This is a genomic window from Cupriavidus sp. GW822-FHT03E04, from assembly GCF_058801495.1.
Genome location: NZ_JBXANI010000019.1, coordinates 170,071 through 186,046, shown reverse-complemented (window position 1 = coordinate 186,046; position 15,976 = coordinate 170,071). Strand labels below are relative to the sequence as shown.

Annotated in this window: 15 protein-coding genes; 6 read left to right on the top strand and 9 right to left on the bottom strand. The window is 63.1% G+C overall.

The window, feature by feature from the left end:
- From AC1RQC_RS26725 to AC1RQC_RS26715, 3 genes are all read left to right on the top strand, one after another.
- Positions 1-298 (top strand): hypothetical protein (locus tag AC1RQC_RS26725; RefSeq protein ID WP_492885107.1); only part of this gene is annotated, 298 nt, incomplete at its 5' end.
- Positions 299-537: 239 nt separating this feature from the next.
- Positions 538-3,633 (top strand): acetoacetate--CoA ligase, encoded by a 3,096-nt coding sequence (locus AC1RQC_RS26720; RefSeq protein WP_492885105.1) that lies wholly within the window; start codon positions 538-540, stop codon positions 3,631-3,633.
- A gap of 54 nt (positions 3,634-3,687) precedes the next feature.
- Positions 3,688-4,479 (top strand): 4'-phosphopantetheinyl transferase family protein, encoded by a 792-nt coding sequence (locus tag AC1RQC_RS26715; protein ID WP_492885103.1) that lies wholly within the window; start codon positions 3,688-3,690, stop codon positions 4,477-4,479.
- Positions 4,480-4,732: 253 nt separating this feature from the next.
- On the opposite strand, the gene AC1RQC_RS26710 is transcribed toward AC1RQC_RS26715, so the two are convergent.
- The 6 genes from AC1RQC_RS26710 to AC1RQC_RS26685 all read right to left on the bottom strand — a co-directional run bounded on the left by AC1RQC_RS26710 (position 4,733) and on the right by AC1RQC_RS26685 (position 9,596).
- Complete coding sequence (locus AC1RQC_RS26710; RefSeq protein WP_492372828.1) at positions 4,733-5,335, bottom strand: antibiotic biosynthesis monooxygenase; 603 nt, start codon at positions 5,333-5,335, stop codon at positions 4,733-4,735.
- Positions 5,332-5,958: a hydrolase gene (locus AC1RQC_RS26705; RefSeq protein WP_150987658.1), complete on the bottom strand. Its 627-nt coding sequence runs from the start codon at positions 5,956-5,958 to the stop codon at positions 5,332-5,334. The genes AC1RQC_RS26710 and AC1RQC_RS26705 overlap by 4 nt, the downstream gene beginning before the upstream one ends.
- 273 nt (positions 5,959-6,231) lie before the next feature.
- Entirely contained in the window at positions 6,232-6,930 is a 699-nt protein-coding gene (locus tag AC1RQC_RS26700; RefSeq protein WP_013953087.1) for a hydrolase, read from the bottom strand.
- 254 nt (positions 6,931-7,184) lie between these two features.
- Positions 7,185-7,487 carry a UBP-type zinc finger domain-containing protein gene (locus AC1RQC_RS26695; RefSeq protein WP_492372827.1) on the bottom strand — a complete coding sequence of 101 codons (303 nt, stop codon included), beginning with the start codon at positions 7,485-7,487 and terminating at the stop codon, positions 7,185-7,187.
- A complete protein-coding gene (locus AC1RQC_RS26690; RefSeq protein WP_492830855.1) occupies positions 7,484-9,136 on the bottom strand; it encodes an FAD-dependent oxidoreductase in 1,653 nt (550 codons plus the stop codon). The genes AC1RQC_RS26695 and AC1RQC_RS26690 overlap by 4 nt, the downstream gene beginning before the upstream one ends.
- Before the next feature lie 79 nt (positions 9,137-9,215).
- The gene (locus AC1RQC_RS26685) at positions 9,216-9,596 is read right to left on the bottom strand and encodes an OsmC family protein (RefSeq protein ID WP_492885101.1); all 381 of its coding nucleotides are present in this window, start codon (positions 9,594-9,596) and stop codon (positions 9,216-9,218) included.
- 270 nt (positions 9,597-9,866) lie between these two features.
- Between AC1RQC_RS26685 and AC1RQC_RS26680 the strand changes: the two genes are divergently transcribed.
- Positions 9,867-10,238, top strand: coding sequence for a nucleotidyltransferase family protein (locus tag AC1RQC_RS26680; RefSeq protein WP_492885109.1), 372 nt, complete (start codon positions 9,867-9,869; stop codon positions 10,236-10,238).
- Here AC1RQC_RS26680 and AC1RQC_RS26675 read toward each other — a convergent pair.
- Together AC1RQC_RS26675 and AC1RQC_RS26670 are read right to left on the bottom strand one after the other, a co-directional pair.
- Entirely contained in the window at positions 10,168-10,641 is a 474-nt protein-coding gene (locus AC1RQC_RS26675; RefSeq protein ID WP_492885099.1) for a serine hydrolase, read from the bottom strand. The two genes, AC1RQC_RS26680 and AC1RQC_RS26675, sit on opposite strands and share 71 nt — an antisense overlap.
- 349 nt (positions 10,642-10,990) lie before the next feature.
- Positions 10,991-11,899 (bottom strand): LysR family transcriptional regulator, encoded by a 909-nt coding sequence (locus AC1RQC_RS26670; protein ID WP_492372823.1) that lies wholly within the window; start codon positions 11,897-11,899, stop codon positions 10,991-10,993.
- A gap of 140 nt (positions 11,900-12,039) precedes the next feature.
- On the opposite strand from AC1RQC_RS26670, the gene AC1RQC_RS26665 reads away from it, so the two are divergent.
- Both AC1RQC_RS26665 and AC1RQC_RS26660 read left to right on the top strand, forming a co-directional pair.
- Positions 12,040-13,221 (top strand): M20 aminoacylase family protein, encoded by a 1,182-nt coding sequence (locus tag AC1RQC_RS26665; protein ID WP_492372822.1) that lies wholly within the window; start codon positions 12,040-12,042, stop codon positions 13,219-13,221.
- Between the two features lie 24 nt (positions 13,222-13,245).
- Positions 13,246-14,253 carry a Bug family tripartite tricarboxylate transporter substrate binding protein gene (locus tag AC1RQC_RS26660; RefSeq protein WP_492885097.1) on the top strand — a complete coding sequence of 336 codons (1,008 nt, stop codon included), beginning with the start codon at positions 13,246-13,248 and terminating at the stop codon, positions 14,251-14,253.
- A 187-nt stretch (positions 14,254-14,440) separates the two neighbouring features.
- Here AC1RQC_RS26660 and pdxR read toward each other — a convergent pair whose 3' ends face one another.
- Positions 14,441-15,967: a MocR-like pyridoxine biosynthesis transcription factor PdxR gene (gene pdxR, locus AC1RQC_RS26655; RefSeq protein WP_492372820.1), complete on the bottom strand. Its 1,527-nt coding sequence runs from the start codon at positions 15,965-15,967 to the stop codon at positions 14,441-14,443.
- Positions 15,968-15,976: the final 9 nt, after the last annotated feature.

Genomic DNA, 15,976 nt, shown 5'->3' with positions numbered 1-15,976 from the left:
GTTCGACGCCTGCCCACACGCGCCGCTCCCTCTCACAGTCCTGCAGACGAGGGCAGACATCAAACAATCCTTAACAATTCCAGTCACTCAGAAGCGATTCACGAATGCCCCCTCACAGGGCGGACAAGAGAAGTTCATCGACCATGCTTCGAGCTTCCGCGGTCTGGTTTTGACAGGTGGTCCCTCGCGCTGCCTAGTCGCCGCCGACCGAAAGGTGCTGCCCCAAGGCCTGCATCAGGATCTCGTGGATTCGCTCACACCATTCCGGGAGGAAGTTTCGGGACGCGTGTCGATTTGATAGTGACTCGCACGTCGGTGTGATGGCCGCCTTGCTGTTTCAGCGAAGCCGCCCCGGGTCACGAACTTGTTGATACGAGAAGCCCCAGTCACGTCTACGCCAACTGGCTGGTCGTTGCCTGTGGTTTGGCAATAGTTCGTGCGATTTCGCACAGAGCAACAAATAGCGAGTCACTAGTCTGGATCATCAGAACGCGCCGTTGCTTCGAACGGTGCGCACCGGTCTCAGTGGAGAATCGGATGGATCGCTTCTACCTGTTCGACCCGTCGTTCCGCCCCAGCGCGACCATGGGACGCGTACCCATTTATAGCAGCACGCCCGAGCGCGCCGCGGCGTCGCAAATGACCGCATTTACCACGGCCCTGCAGGCATACACCGGCCAGGTCTTCAATAACTACGATACGCTACACGATTTCTCGGTACGGGAATATCGGACGTTCTGGCAATGCTTCGTGCAGTGGTCGCAGGGGCTTGCGTGGTCCGGCAGCTCCGAGCCGGTCTGCGTCGGCGACGAGTGCGAGTATGCACGCTTCTTCCCGCAGGTCCAACTGAACTACGCGGACAACCTGCTTGGCTTGGCGATAGCGACGCCCGACACACCTGCGCTGACCGCATGTCACGCAGATGGCCGACGTGTACGCCTGACCCGCGGCGAACTGCGCAATCGGGTAGCTCGTCTTGCGCATGCTCTTTCGGAGTTGGGGCTGCGCGATGGGGACCGCGTGGTTGGCGTGATGCGCAACGACGCGGATGCGGTCGTTGCCGCGCTGGCCGTCACCGCGCTCGGTGCAACGCTGTCGACCGCCGCGGCCGAGATGAGCGTCGAGACGATCCTCGATCGCTTCGCGCCGCTAGCGCCGCGACTGCTGTTCGCGCACGCTGCGGATCGGGCGTTCGACACAGGCATGTCGCTGGCGGATAACGTCGCCGATCTGGCTGCCGCGTTGCCGTCGCTGCAGGGCGTCGTCCGGCTCGACGACGGAACCTTGCCGGACACCGTCAAGCAGCGGGTCTATTCGCTTGGCGAACTGATCGACAGTGGCGATGCCGGGAGCTTCGTGTGGCGGCGTTTCCCATTTAACCATCCGCTCTTCATCATGTTCTCGTCGGGCACTACCGGCAAGCCGAAGTGCATCGTGCATGGCGCCGGCGGCAGCCTGCTCGAGCATCTGAAGGAGCATCGGCTGCACTGCGACCTGCGGCCCGGCGATCGATTGTACTTTCACACCTCCTGCGCGTGGATGATGTGGAACTGGCAGTTGTCGGCGCTCGCGTCCGGGGCCGAGATCGTTACGTATGACGGCCCGATCTCGACGGTCGATGCGTTGTGGCGCCTCGTCGCCGACGAGCGGGTTACCGTGTTCGGCACAAGTCCCGCGTACCTGAAGATGTGCGAGGACGCGGGCCTGGTGCCAGGGCAGCAATTCGATCTCGGCGCACTGCGCGCGATGATGTCGACCGGCGCGGTGCTGTTCGACGCGCAGTTCGAATGGGTGCGCGATCACGTGAAGCCGCTGCCCCTGCAGTCAATCTCGGGCGGCACGGACATTCTAGGCTGCTTTGTGCTGGGGAATCCGAACCTGCCGATCTATGCGGGGGAAGCCCAGTGCAAGAGCCTTGCGCTTGATGTTCAGGCGTGGGAACAGGGTGCCCGCACCAGCCGAACCGGCGAGCTGATCTGCGCGAATCCGTTTCCGTCGCGTCCGCTCGGCTTTTTTGGCGACACGGACGGCAAGGGGTTTCACGCTGCCTATTTCACCAGCAACGCAGGTGTCTGGACGCACGGCGATCGCATCGAATTCTCGCCGGAAGGCACTGCGCGGCTGCATGGTCGTTCCGATGGCGTACTGAATGTTCGCGGCATCAACGTTGGTCCGGGCGAAATCTATCGTGTGCTGAGCGATATCCGGGAAATTCGCGAGGCGCTGGTGGTCGAGCAGCGGTCACGCGCTGCACCGCCTGACGCCACGCGCGCGCAAAGGTACGACCAGCGCATCGTGCTGCTGCTGGTCTTGCAGGATGGCGTCGCGCTGACTGGCGCGCTGGCCGCCCGAGTGCGCCGCGACCTCGCACGTCGTGCGTCGCCCACGCACGTGCCGGACCGGATCATCGCCGTCGATGCGTTGCCGGTCACGCATAGCGGCAAGCTGTCCGAAGCGGCCGCGCGCGATGCGGTCAACGGCTTGCCGGTCGGTAATGCCGCGGCGTTACGCAATCCCGGATGCCTCGACTCGATCCGGAACCATCCGGCACTGAACCTGGCGGCGCGCGAATTGCCACCCGCCGGCGAGTCCCGCGAACAACTAGAACGTCATTTGCAGGTGCTGTGGGAGAAGCTGTTCGACTTCGCGCCGATCGGTCACGACGACAACTTCTTCGAACTGGGTGGTCATTCGCTGCTCGCAGCGCGGTTGCTCGCCGACGTGCATCAGTCGACCGGGCGGACGATCCCACTCGCGACGCTGCTGATCGCGCCGACGATCGCGCGCCTCGCCGCGGCGATCGACGAGGGCGAACTGCAGCCGCCGTCGCCGATCCTCGTGCCCGTGCGCGCCGGCACCGGGACGCCGCTATTCCTCGTGCATGGCTTGAGCGGCTCGGTGATGGAATGTTGGGGGCTGGTCTGCGCGCTGCGTAGTCCGCGCCCGGTTTATGGACTGCAGGCACGGGGCCTTGACGGCGAGCAGCCGACACAGCGGTGCGTCGAAGATATGGCGGCCAGCTACATCGAACAGATGCGCACCGTGCAGCCGGGCGGACCGTACGCGCTGGCCGGCTACTCGTTCGGCGGGCTGGTCGCGCTCGAGATTGCACAACAGCTGATGCGCGCTGGCGAGCACATCGAATTCCTGTGCCTGCTCGATACCTATGTGCACGAGCATTTCCTCCCATGGCATGCTTGGCTGCGGCACCGCTGCAGCTATTTGAGCTACCAGTGGCGCAAGCTGCGCGCGGTGCCTGCGGCGCAGCTTTTCGGTTACCTGACGTACATGCTCGGGAAGGCGGCCGATCGCGCGGGGATGAGCCTCGGGCGCATGACGCGCCGGCCGGACGCCTACACCGAATCGTTTCCGCCTGCGCTTTGGCGCGTGCGCGAAGCGATGAGACAAGCAACGACGACCTACCGGCCGCGGCCGTATCACGCCGGCCCGATTGTCTATGTGCGCGCGGCGATTCGACACCAGGATTGGGGCGATCCGATATCGCTGTGGCGGCGTGTCGCGCGCGACGGCTTGATGATTGCCGAGGTGCCCAGCGGCCATGGCGATATGCTCGTCGAACCAAACTTGCAGGTCGTCGCGGCGCTACTGGACGAGGGGTTGGCAAACCCGTGACGCGGCGGGCGTGTTTCATGAGGCGCCGCAAGGCGTGGGCGGGGATCGAACGGCATGCAGCACGATATTGTCACCGCACGGAACGTGGTACGTACCGCATCTCTTTTACTGCCTGATCCGAGCCGCCTCACGTTGCCGGAAAGAGCCGTGCATGTGTGGGTACTGCATGACGCTCTTATCGACCCGGTATGTTCGACGCTTGCCCACACGCTTTCGCCGGATGAGCGACAGCGTGCCCGAGCCTACAGACACGAAAGGCATCGCAATCACTTCATTGCCCGGCGGAGCCTTCTCCGCTGGCTGATCGGCGGCTACCTGACCTGCAAACCCGAATCCCTGCGCTTTAGTGTTGCGCCGTTTGGCAAGCCCGCCTTGCAGTGGCCGCACGCTGCAAGGCTCGCGTTCAGCGTTTCCCACACTGACGGGATGACGCTGCTCGCTTTCGCATGGGATTGCTGCGTCGGTGTGGACGTGGAGCGGCGGATTGACGGCGTAGACGTTACGGGCGTTGGACGCGGACTATTCTCTCCGATCGAGGAGAAGGTGCTTGACCCGACACGACCTGATTTGGCTGCAACCCTGCTCAGTATCTGGATCCGAAAGGAAGCCCTGCTGAAGGCGCTCGGCACGGGCCTCTCCGGCGAGCCGAACGCCTATACGACCGAAGACGACTTGCTACGCGGCGAGGGCCGCTGGTGTGCTTCGCATAACGGCACAACCATTTCCGGCTGGACGTGCCTTGACCTCGTACTCGGGCCCGAAGTCCGCGGAGCGCTGGCCGTGTCGTTTGAAGACGCAAGCGTCACCCTCCACCGTTGCTCGTTATCGACCTGGGCAAACAGCTGACCAATTCGACGGCAATGCCGCATTAACGCTGGGCCTACGAGATGCGCGATCGAACAACCAGGAAGATACATTTGAATGGTTGTCTCGGAATCAGGGTTGCCATACAGCCTGAAGTGAAGGTCTGTTAGCTGTCCAGAGTCTCCCTTGATTGTCTCTATCACCTCGTACTTAAGGTGCACGACGCCGATCGGATACTCCAACTCTCCACGATGCGCGGCCTGAACGCCGCTGCTGCGCACCAAGTACGCACTGATCATTTGAACAGCCAGTGTGCAACGAGCCGTGTATAGCGCGGCATCACCACGTAGACCATCAGGAACACGATGGCCGCCGCGACGGCTGCCTTGTCGATGAACGAGTCATGGGCGAAACCGAGGCGCGCAAGCACCGGCACGACGCCCCATGGCACGACGATGCTGAGCGGCAGGATGGCGCTCCACGTGATGAGCCACTGCTTCCACGCGGTTGGGATCTTGACCCGTGCGTTCTTTGGAGTGAACCAGAAATCGAGGCCAGTCCTGATCTCGTATCGGTCGCCTTGCCGCAGCGATGACCGCATTCTCTCAATATGTTGGCGACGCACATCGGATTCCATCCAAGCGTTGAGGCTCCTGAAGTCAGCGAAGCGGACAATGGTCGCATACTCGCGGCTCGTGCCGACCGGACGGATCACATCGGTGCTTAGGTAGCCGGAAAACCTGGAGCATGCGGCTCGGATGTCCGCGAGCCACGCTTCATACTGCTCGGCGGCGTCGGGCTCGACCTCGTGAACAATGATGCTCGTCACGATTTCCTGCGGATTGAAGGTAGTCGGGTTCATCGCACTCCCGGTGGCGCCTGCATCGAGGACGTTCATGTCGGTTTGATCATGTCACGCGCATAGGCGAGGCCCGTGCCATACCCGCCACCATGCTCGACCACGATCGAGCGAGCCTTCTCATAGGTGTCATGACGGGTCCAATCCCTCTGGAATTCGAGAAGGACCTGGAGCCAGGACGTCATGACTGCGCCAGCGCAAGCCATCCGTCGCAACGCAAGATCATGGCTTGTTGGTGTCAGCCCGCCGCAAGCATCGGCCGCAACGTATACCTGATATCCCTCGGACAGCGCTGACAGCACCGGGAAGCTCACGCAAGCCTCCGTCAGCATGCCCGCGATGATCAGCGTACGCTTTCCGGTAGCCGTAATCGCGCCGCGCACTGCATCGTCTTCCCAAAGATTCATGTTGCGGCGCTCAATCGGCGTGACGTTTGGCAGCACGTCTCTAAAAGCCGGCATCAATGGGCCGCTGTACACCTTCGAGGCTGAAGTGGAGACCACAACCGGCAAGTCAAAGGCGACCGCGGTCTTCGCGAGCGCAAGGCCATTACTGCGCAGAATCTGGGGGTCTTGAGAACCCGCGGCGAACGCAAGGCCCGCCTGTTCATCAACGAGGATCAATGCGCAATCGGCGGGGTCGAGCAACGGTAGTTTGGACATGGGAGTTCTCTTGTTCATTTGAGACCGCGATCTTGTTTCATGCCGCGGTCTGCGATCAATCCGCCCACAGCTAGCGTGCCAGCGAGGATGCCGAGAGAAGATGACGTATGGGCATGCTTCAGGAATCCGCTCGCAAACGCGAATGCGGCGAACTCCCATTTGCTAGCAATCTTCCTTACGCTCTTCATCGTCAGTCGGGATTGAAGTGGGCAGTCGGCCCGGTCTCTGAAATGACTGGACGTCCCTTGGAACGTCCAGCCCGCGAATGCAGTATTAGCGCTCGATCACCTGCGCATGGACCGGCGCCAGCGACTCGTGCTTCGTGGCGGTGCGCTGCTCGGCCTTGTGGACCATCGTGTAGGCGTAGTCCACGCCCATGCCGTAAGCACCCGAGTGTTCCTTGGCCACCTTCATTACCGCGTCGTACGTGTCACGGTTCTTCCAGTCGCGCTGCCATTCCAGCAGGACCTGCTGCCAGGTCACCGGCACCACGCCGGCCTGCACCATGCGCTGCATCGCGTAGTCGTGCGCTTCCTTGGTGGTGCCGCCCGAGGCGTCGGCCACCATGTAGATCTCGTAGTTGCCTTCGAGCATCGCGCACAGCGCGAACGTGGTGTTGCAGACCTCGGTCCACAGGCCGGCGACGATCACCTTCTTGCGGCCATTGGCGGCCAGTGCGTCGCGCACCTTCTGGTCGTCCCAAGAGTTCATCGAGGTGCGCTCGAGCGTCTGCTTGCCCGGGAACACGTCGAGCAGTTCGGGGTAGGTATAGCCCGAGAACGAGTCAGACTCGACCGTGGTGATGGTGGTCGGGATGTCGAAGATCTTGGCCGCCTTGGCCAGGCCAACCACGTTGTTCTTCATGGTCTGGCGGTCCATCGACTGCACGCCGAAGGCCATCTGGGGTTGATGGTCGATGAAGATGATCTGGCTGTTGTGCGGGGTCAGGACTTCGAGCTTGGCGTTGGACATGGCGTTCTCTCCATTCTATGTGATTCAATTTGGCTGATGTTTCTTCGCGGCGTAAATTTGTTTCTGTGCTGCCATGGACGGAACTATAGCGTCGATAGCTTTGCTTAAAGTGATCGATTCACGGATATATTATTCAAATATTTTGAATACATGAGCCCACCGAACGGACACTCCGGAGTACGGTGAGGGATACGACTGCACCTCTGCGCCTCTGCCAGGCCATAAGCATTCATACAGGCCCGGTTAGCGCTCCGTCAGACGAACCGTGGGATGGGTCGTCGCTGCGGCGTCTGGTCCGGGAGCGCGATCTCTTCCCGATCGATGTAGCACCACCCCCATCCCTCAGGGGGGTCATATCCCTCAATGATTGGATGCCCGGTTTTCTCGAAATGCGCGCGGGCATGCTTGAGGGGAGAGTTATCACAGCAGCCAACGTGACCGCAGGTTCGGCACAGCCGAAGATGCACCCACGGGCTGCCCACCTTGAGGCACTCTTCGCAACCCAGGGCGCTTGGCACGACATCACGGATCGTATCCGTATGGTCACAGGTCTTCATGCCACTTCCTTTGACAGTCTGCTGAGGTAAGCGTGGATTTGAGAGATGGCAGCGGCGCCATCGCCGACTGCAGCGGCAACTCGCTTGGTCGAGCCAGCGCGGACGTCGCCGATCGCATAAACGCCAGGCACGCTGGTCTCGAGCGATGCGTCCGATGCGCCAGTAAGAATGAAGCCTTTGTCATCCGTCGCAATCGAGCCATTGAGCCAGCGGGTATGCGGCGTCGCGCCGATGAACAGGAACAGGTGGCAGATCTCATAGTGTGTCGAGGTGCCGCTGGCGCGATCGCGAACAGTAGCGCTGGCGAGCCTGTCGCCGCTGGAGGCAAGTTCGGTCAGATCCGTACCGACATGAATCTCCACGTTGGATAGTGCCGAGATGCGGTCGATGAGGTAGCGGGACATGGTCACCGACAGGTCTCGCCTGACGAACACGTGAAGTCGCTTCACGTGTGGCGCGAGAAACACGATTGCCTGGCCCGCCGAGTTACCGCCGCCGACAAGAGCGATTTCCTTGCCAGCACACAAGCGGGCTTCGATCGGGGACGCCCAATAGGAAACGCCGGAGCCCTCGAAATGTGCGAGACCGGCAATGTCGGGGTGTCGGTAGGCGGCGCCCGAGGCAATCACGACAGTACGCGCTGCCACCGTCGAGTCGTCCGACAGCTTGAGCGCCAGCCGATCCTCGTTGCGATCGAGCCGCACCACGCTCACAGGGATGGCCACCTCGGCACCGAACTTGAGGGCCTGGGTGAATGCGCGGCCAGCGAGCGCCTGCCCGGAGATGCCGGTAGGAAAGCCAAGATAGTTTTCGATTCGCGCCGACGCGCCGGCCTGGCCGCCCATGGCGCGCTCGTCCAGAACGACCACCGAGAGGCCTTCCGACGCCCCATAGACCGCTGCGGCCAACCCGGCCGGTCCCGCGCCGACGATGGCAACGTCGTAGGTCTTCTGCTGCCCGAGCTTGGGGATGATGCCGAGACAGGCCGCCAGCTCCCGCTCATCGGGCCGCTTCAGCACGCTGCCGCCAGGGCAGACCACCAGCGGCAGGTCGCTGGGGAGAAGCGCCATCCGCTCGATAAAGCTGCGCCCCCCACCATCGACTTTGGGATCCATGACGTGATTGGGATAGCCGCTGCGGGTCAGGAAGCCTTGGAGGCGCAGAAGATGCGCATCGTCTGGCGCACCAATCAGGATCGTGCCCGAGCCGCCGTGTTCGATCAGCCTGACACGACGCAAGATCAGCGCGCGCATGACGATCTCACCGACCTCCGCCGATCCGATCATCAGCGCACGCAAATACGGCGGATCGAACGGAAGCAGGGTTGCCCCGTCACGGCCGGCTCGTGCCGAGGCGAGCGACGCACGGCCGTCAATCTGGCTGACTTCTCCCGTGAACTGCCCTGCGCGATGGGTGGTGATTGGCGCCTCCTCGTCAAGGCCATCCCGGCGCAGAACGTCGATCGAGCCATCCAGCACGAGCCAGACGGGCACATTCCTGTCCGCCGTGGCGAAGACAACCTCACCCGCCGCAAAATACCGCGGTGGAGCGCTTGCGAACCGGCGCGCCGCCTCAACCTGGCTCGGCGTCAGGACGGGGAATATCTGGTGCCTGCGCTCTCCGACACCGTCTGCGTGCTGCTCGATCATATGAACGTTCTCCTCTCGAGAGCGGCGTCCGGTGGGTTTATTGCCAAGCGCCATCGGCTTCGTGCGAACCAGATCAGCGTCACGCGAGGCGAGTTTCGATCGGCAACCCGGGGCTCAACGTTTTCGTTACGGGCGTGCGCTCGGCAATTTCCGCCAGACGCGCTTTCTGGCTGTCCTCCAGGCCTTTGATCACAAGCGTCCGCTCGATGCGCCACTCGTCCGTCCCGACTAGCCGCAGGGAGACATCGAGCGACTCAAGGGCCCAACCTTTGCGTTCGGCATACATTTTGAGCGTGATGGCGGTGCACGCTCCCAGGCTTGCAAGCAATAAATCGTAAGGGGCCGGTCCGGCGCCTTGCCCGCCGCGCGCGTGGGGTTCATCGGCCGTGATTGCGTGGCCGGATACGACGATGCTCGTGCGATAGGGCGTCGATCCAATCTGGGCGGTGCCGTGTGTCATGGTTCCTGCCTCCACTGCACGATGTGGGATGTTGGATGAACTGGCTTTGCTGGAGTATCTTCGCAAAGCGTCTGATATACCAATCATCCTTTGGTATGGTCGATCGGCTCGGCGGCATTTCGGGATACCCGAAGTCAACAGGTACGCAGAGACGGCGCAGCACAAGCGGCAAATCAATCCATGCGCGCGGGCAAGGCTTCGGCCAGCGTATCCACGGCCAGCCGCACCTTGCGTGACAGGTGTGGTGTCTGCGGCCACGTGGCGTAGAGACTGCCGGCCAGAACGCGCTCGCGGATCAGCCAATGTCGCCTCCTCTCGGCTGGCGCCTTCCTCAAGGGCGGTTGGGGCGATCTCGTCGGCGCGCCGTCCACATGGCCGAGAACGGATGTCGACGCGATCTGGCTCGATAGCTCACGGGCCGGAGATCATGTTGATCGGGAGATCGAACATGACCTGAGAAAGCTGAACCGGCAGGCTAATTGGTCAGCGAAGAATCAGTGCCGGCGCATATCCGAAATGGGGTGCGGGTTCAACCGGTCGATGCAACGAATTGATGGAATCGTTCATCCATTTAGAGCCGTTCACTTGAGCTTACGTAAGACGGTTGGCGCGGGTCGGGTAACACGCGTGCGACCGTCTTGAGCAAGCCAAGTCGCCGCCCGACTTCGTCGAGCCCTGGAAAGAACTCGCCGGAATTGGCCAGGGAGGGATTGGAGGTCGTCCGGTTGCCCACCGAAAGGCCCATCGGAGCCAGGCCATCCTGGCACATCTGCGCCACGGTTTCGGCCTTGAGCACGCGGCCGTTGGGCCCGGCCCCGTCATTGAGGATCATGCGGATGAACGTCATGTACTCGCCCACGGTGGCGTACAGGCCGTGGCCGCCCATATCCATCGGCGGCGGCTCGGGCAGCACGAGGTCTGGCAGCGGGGTCAGCTTGCCGTCGGCGGCGCGTTCGTGAATCGTCACGCGGCGGGCCTTCATGGATTCGGTCAGCCCGAACTTGATTCCCACCATGCCCAGCGGGTCGAAGATGCGTGCTTTCATCACCTCGCCCAACCGTCTTCCGCGCTTATGGTTGTCGCTTGCATGGCCTTCCGCACAGGAGGAAGCGATCCAAGCGTCGTCAATTTAGGGGAGACGGGCCACATGGCGTGTACGATTCCGGCATCTGCCTGCTCGGATCAGGCAGATATCTGCAGGCTGCAATATGCCGCCGCCCGGTCCGCGCCACACATGGCCCTCCCGCGCGGTAGGCCATGCACCGTGACCACAATCACCTTGGCTCGCGGTGGCGGATCGAACGCGGCGTGCAATGGCGGGGGCGTTGTCCGCCTTCTCTGCAATTCGCAGGCGGACTGTGGCTTGCCGCCGCCGCGCTTGCCAGGTTGGTTAGTCAGAGTTTCGGAAACGCCTTGACCACGTGCCGCAACAGGCTGGTGGCGACTGGCGAGAGCGGCCGTCCGGCTCGCGTGACGACGTGGATCCGGCTGTTGTTCAGGATCGGATTGGCAAGCGGCAGCGATATCAGGTCGGTGAACTGTGCGCCCTTCAGCGGAATCGAGCGTGGCGTCATGATGTAGCCGAGCCCCATCGCCGCAAATTCCCACAGCACCTTGAACGAGTTGGTGACGAGCATCGGCTTCAGGGTGATGTGCTCGTCCAGTTCCGCTGCCTGCACGTGCTTGCGCACGCCGAACGACTCGACCAGCGCCGCGCCCTGGTGCTGCGCCAGTTCCACCAAGGTCAGCGCGCTGCGGTGGTGCGCCAGGGGGTGGCCCTTGCTAACGTGAACGCGGATCGGGGACAGCCGCGAATAATGCGAGCGCAGGCGCGCGTCGTTGGGCGGCTGGAACACCAGGCCAATGTGTGCCATGTCTTCCACGATGCAGCGGACCGTTTCCTCGGTCCCGGCCACCCGGACGTTGTAGGTCACGTCAGGATGCCCGATCAGGAAGTCGCGCAGCACCGGCTCGAGCACCATGTCGATGAAGCCCTCGCCAAATATCAGCTCGATGTGCCCGCGCTGGGCGTTCTTCAGGCTGTTGACCTCGGCGAGGAATGTGTCGTGCAGATCCTGCTGGCGGCGGGCGAACAGGGCGAGCATGCGCCCGGCGTCGGTGACGACGACGCCCCGCCCGCGCCGCTCCAGCAGCGTCAGGCCCGTGTCCTGCTCCAGTTTGGCCACGGCGCGACTCACCATCGACGGGTCCACCGAGAGCACATCCGCCGCGCCGCGCACCGACCCCGTCTCGATGATCTGGAGCAGGCACAGCGCCCGCTTCCGATCCAGCACGTCTCCCATCCGTTCTTCCATTGCGCCGACATCTCAAATGTTGTGGTTCGAATGTTGTCATTTATACAACAATTCGTCCCCTCAGCTGTCATGGATGCGACGGACACATCTGCAGATAATGGCGTGAATCACCTTGATCGACGACAACCATGACCGAATCCGCCCGCGCCCACTTGAGACGATCCATCGAGGCCATCGCGCCAGAATTCGTCGCGATTCGCCGCCAGATCCACGCGCATCCCGAGCTGGCGTTCGAAGAGCGGCGCACCGGTGACCTCGTCGCGGAGCTGTTGGCAGCCTGGGGCTACGAGGTCCATCGCGGCCTGGGCACGACCGGCGTGGTCGGCAGGCTAAGCAAGGGCCAGGGAACGCGGACGTTGGGCATTCGCGCCGATATGGATGCGCTGCCTATCCAGGAGAAGACGGGGCTGGACTATGCCAGCACCCTGCCCGGAAAAATGCACGCCTGCGGGCACGACGGACACACGGCCATCCTCCTGTGCGCCGCGCGGCATCTGGCCGAGTCCGTCGACTTCAACGGGACGCTGAACCTGATCTTCCAGCCCGCCGAGGAAAACGAAGGCGGCGCGCTGCGCATGCTGGAGGACGGTCTGTTCGAGCGCTTCCCCTGTGATGAGATCTACGCCCTGCACAACGCCCCGGGCCTGCCGGTCGGCCAGATCGGCCTCATCGCCGGTCCGGCCATGGCCTCGTTCGACCGTGCCACGGTGACGCTGACCGGCCGCTCGGCCCATGGTGCCATGCCACACCATGGCATCGACGTGATGCAGGGCGCGGCCAGCATGGTGCTCGGGCTGCAGTCCATCGTAAGCCGCGAGATCGACGCGCTGAAGTCGGCGGTCATCACCGTGGGCTCCATCCAGGCGGGCGCAACCTACAACGTGGTGCCTGAGAGCGCGACGATCAAGATCGGGGTGAGAGCGCTCGACCCCAAGGTGCGCACCCACATCGAAACGCGCCTGCGGGACTTCGTGGCGGCTCAGGCGCGCAGCTTCCAGCTTCAGGCCGAAGTCGTCTATGAGCGCAAGTATCCGGTGCTGGTCAATCACGACCGCCAGACGGAGCGCGCGCGGGAAGTGGCGGTCCGGCTGCTGGGTGAGGACAACGTCGTGTCCCGCGGACCCGTGATGGGCAGCGAGGATTTCGCCTGCATGCTGGAGCATCGCCCCGGCGCCTACATCCGGCTCGGCAACGGCCTCGGCCAGGATGGCGGCTGCATGGTCCACAACCCCTTGTACGACTTCAACGACAGGGCCCTGCCGGTAGGCGCAGCGTTCTGGGCCAGCTTGACGCAAAGCTACCTCGCCTGACAAATTCAATAACGGGAGACAACCATGACCACACAGACGCGCCGCCGCTTCCTCCAACACGCTGGCCTGACCGCAGGCTCGACGGTACTTGCCGGCCTGCCCGCCTTTGCGGAGCAGACCTTCCCGAGCCGGCCGCTGTCGCTGGTGGTTCCCTACCCCGCTGGCGGTGCCAGCGATACGTCCGCGCGCATCTTCGGGGAATCCATCGGCAAGAGCGTGAAGCAGCAGGTAGTCGTCGAAAACTACGGAGGCGGCACCGGGCTGATCGGTGCCAATAAGGTACTGGCCGCGCCGGCTGACGGGTACACCTTCTTTCACGGCTCGATCAACGAAGTGTTCCTTTCCCCGCTGCTGAATCCAGCGGCCCGCTACAAGCCCCAGGACTTCATGCTTGCCGCCCCGATTAGCGACGCCAGCATCGTGCTCCTCATCCGCAGCGGCATCCCGGCCGACTCGCTGGACAAGTTCCTGGACGTGGCGAAACAGAACAAGAGCAAGCCGCTGACCTACGCGACCGTCGGCATCGACTCGATCTATCACCTGATGGGCGACGCACTCGGCGCCCGCATCGGCGCGCCCTTCCTGCACGTGCCCTACAAGGGGGCAGCCCCCGCGCTGCAGGGCCTTGCCGGCGGGGAGGTGGATTTTGCCATCCTGCCCTATCAATCGAGCTTCGACAGCATGCAGGAACAGGGCCGGCTCAAGGTGCTGACAAGCTTCTCCAGGTCGCTGCCCGCGCCGCTCAAGCATATTCCGCTGATCTCGCAAAGCCGGCAGGTCCCCGACTTCGAATACGCGATCAGCGGGGGCTACTTCGTCAAGCAGGGCACACCTGCCGACCGGATCGCAGTGCTGCGCAAGGCGATCGGCGAAGCGCTGGCGAAGCCGGAGATCCGGGCCAAGCTGGAAGCCGAGGGCCGCGCCGTCGCGCAGCCCATCGACAATCAGGCGCAGGCGAACCAGCTCTTCGACCAGTACATGGGTCGTGTTTCGCAGCTCATCCGCAACGTGGGGCGCAAGACTGCCGCCTGACTTCCGGCCGAGTGGCACCGGGGCTCGTGCCGCACATAGGGCAGTCCATCGAGGGCGGCAACAACCGACTGATCGACGAAATCCCAAACGCGAAACTCATCGTGCCGAAGCGGATGCGTCGTGATCCTCTCGAAGGCAACCGATTCGGCCCAACCCACTTCCCAAAGATGACAACGGTTCGGAACAATTAACGCGCCAGGACACGCGCAAGAGCGATCATCCCTGACTCAATTGCGTCGCTGCCGACAGATGCAAAACCCAACACCAGCCCCGACGGCGCCGGACGGTCAATCGCGTAGAGCGACAATGGTCGTGTCTCGATGCCCTCGCGCGCCAAGCGGCGCGCCACGTCGGCATCATCGATGCCGGGCGGCAAGAAGGCCGGCGCGTCGAGTCCCGCAACGATTCGAGGAACATGCAGCAGTCCGGAAAGACGCCGATCGGCAGTGCTTTTCAGCGCTTCGGCACGCTCGCCGTACAGCATGCGCATGCGCCGGATGTGGCGCCCGAAATGGCCGTCCGCGATGAATTCATGCAGTACCGACTGCTGATCCAGTGGGACATGCCGCGCTGTCAACGACAACGCGGCCACGAACGGATCGACAAACCGGTCAGGCAAGATCGCATACGCGGTCCGTAACCCAGGAAACAGCAATTTGCTGAATGTGCCGCAGTAGATCACGCGTCCGTCGTGGTCGAGGCTCTTCATTGCGGCCAGCGGATTGCCTTCGAAGCGGTATTCGCTGTCGTAGTCGTCTTCGATGATGACGGCGTCTCGATCCCGTGCCCATTCGAGCAGCGACAATCGCCGTTCAAGCGCGAGCGGCGGTCCGAGCGGTGCTTGCCGCCCTGCCGTGACGTAGGCTAGACGCGCGTCGGGCGCGTGCTGTCGTGCCCATTCCACGTCGATGCCCCCCGCATCGACAGGCACACCGACAACCCGGGCGCCCGCGGCCTCGAGCACGAAGCGCGCGCCCGGATATCCCGGATCTTCGATCCACGCGGCGTCGCCCGGATCGAGCAGCAGACGCGCGCCCAAATCGATAGCCTGCTGGACGCTGCCGAGCACCACGACGCTATCTGCCGTGCACGTAATACCTCGCGACATGCCCACGTACTCGGCAATCGCCGCGCGCAGCGGCCGATATCCTTGCGCCTCACCGTCGCCAAGCAGATCTCGTCGAGTCCGGCGCGTGCGTTTCGCTGCCAGCCGCGCCCACAGGTCGAACGGAAACGCATCGAGATCGGGCTGGCTGGCACGAAAAGCCCGAGCGGGACTCGTGCGGCCGCTCACCTGAAAGGCGGTTCGCGCAAGCAGACGGCCGCGGGCCGAGAGCGCAATGGCACGTGGTCGCGCGTCGTCAACGTTATCGCCATGGCGGTCATGCGCGCCTGACCGTCCGTCGCGCGTCTTGATCGACGGCCGATCGCTGCTGTCGATACGTCGATCCGGCAATTCGGACGTGACGAAACTGCCTCGTCCGACAGCCCCCGTCAGATACCCTTCGGCCGTGAGTTGTGAAAACACGCCTAGTACCGTGCCGCGAGATAACGCAAAACGTGCCGCGAGATCGCGCGACGAAGGTAGACGCGCCCCTGACGACAGCCGGCCCATCAGAATGGCAGTGCGCAGTTCGTCATATAGCCAGCGTTGCAATGACATCCCGTTCGGTCGCGGCGCAAGTGCAAGTTCGATCTGTTCGGCTCGGCGCATCGTTGCCTT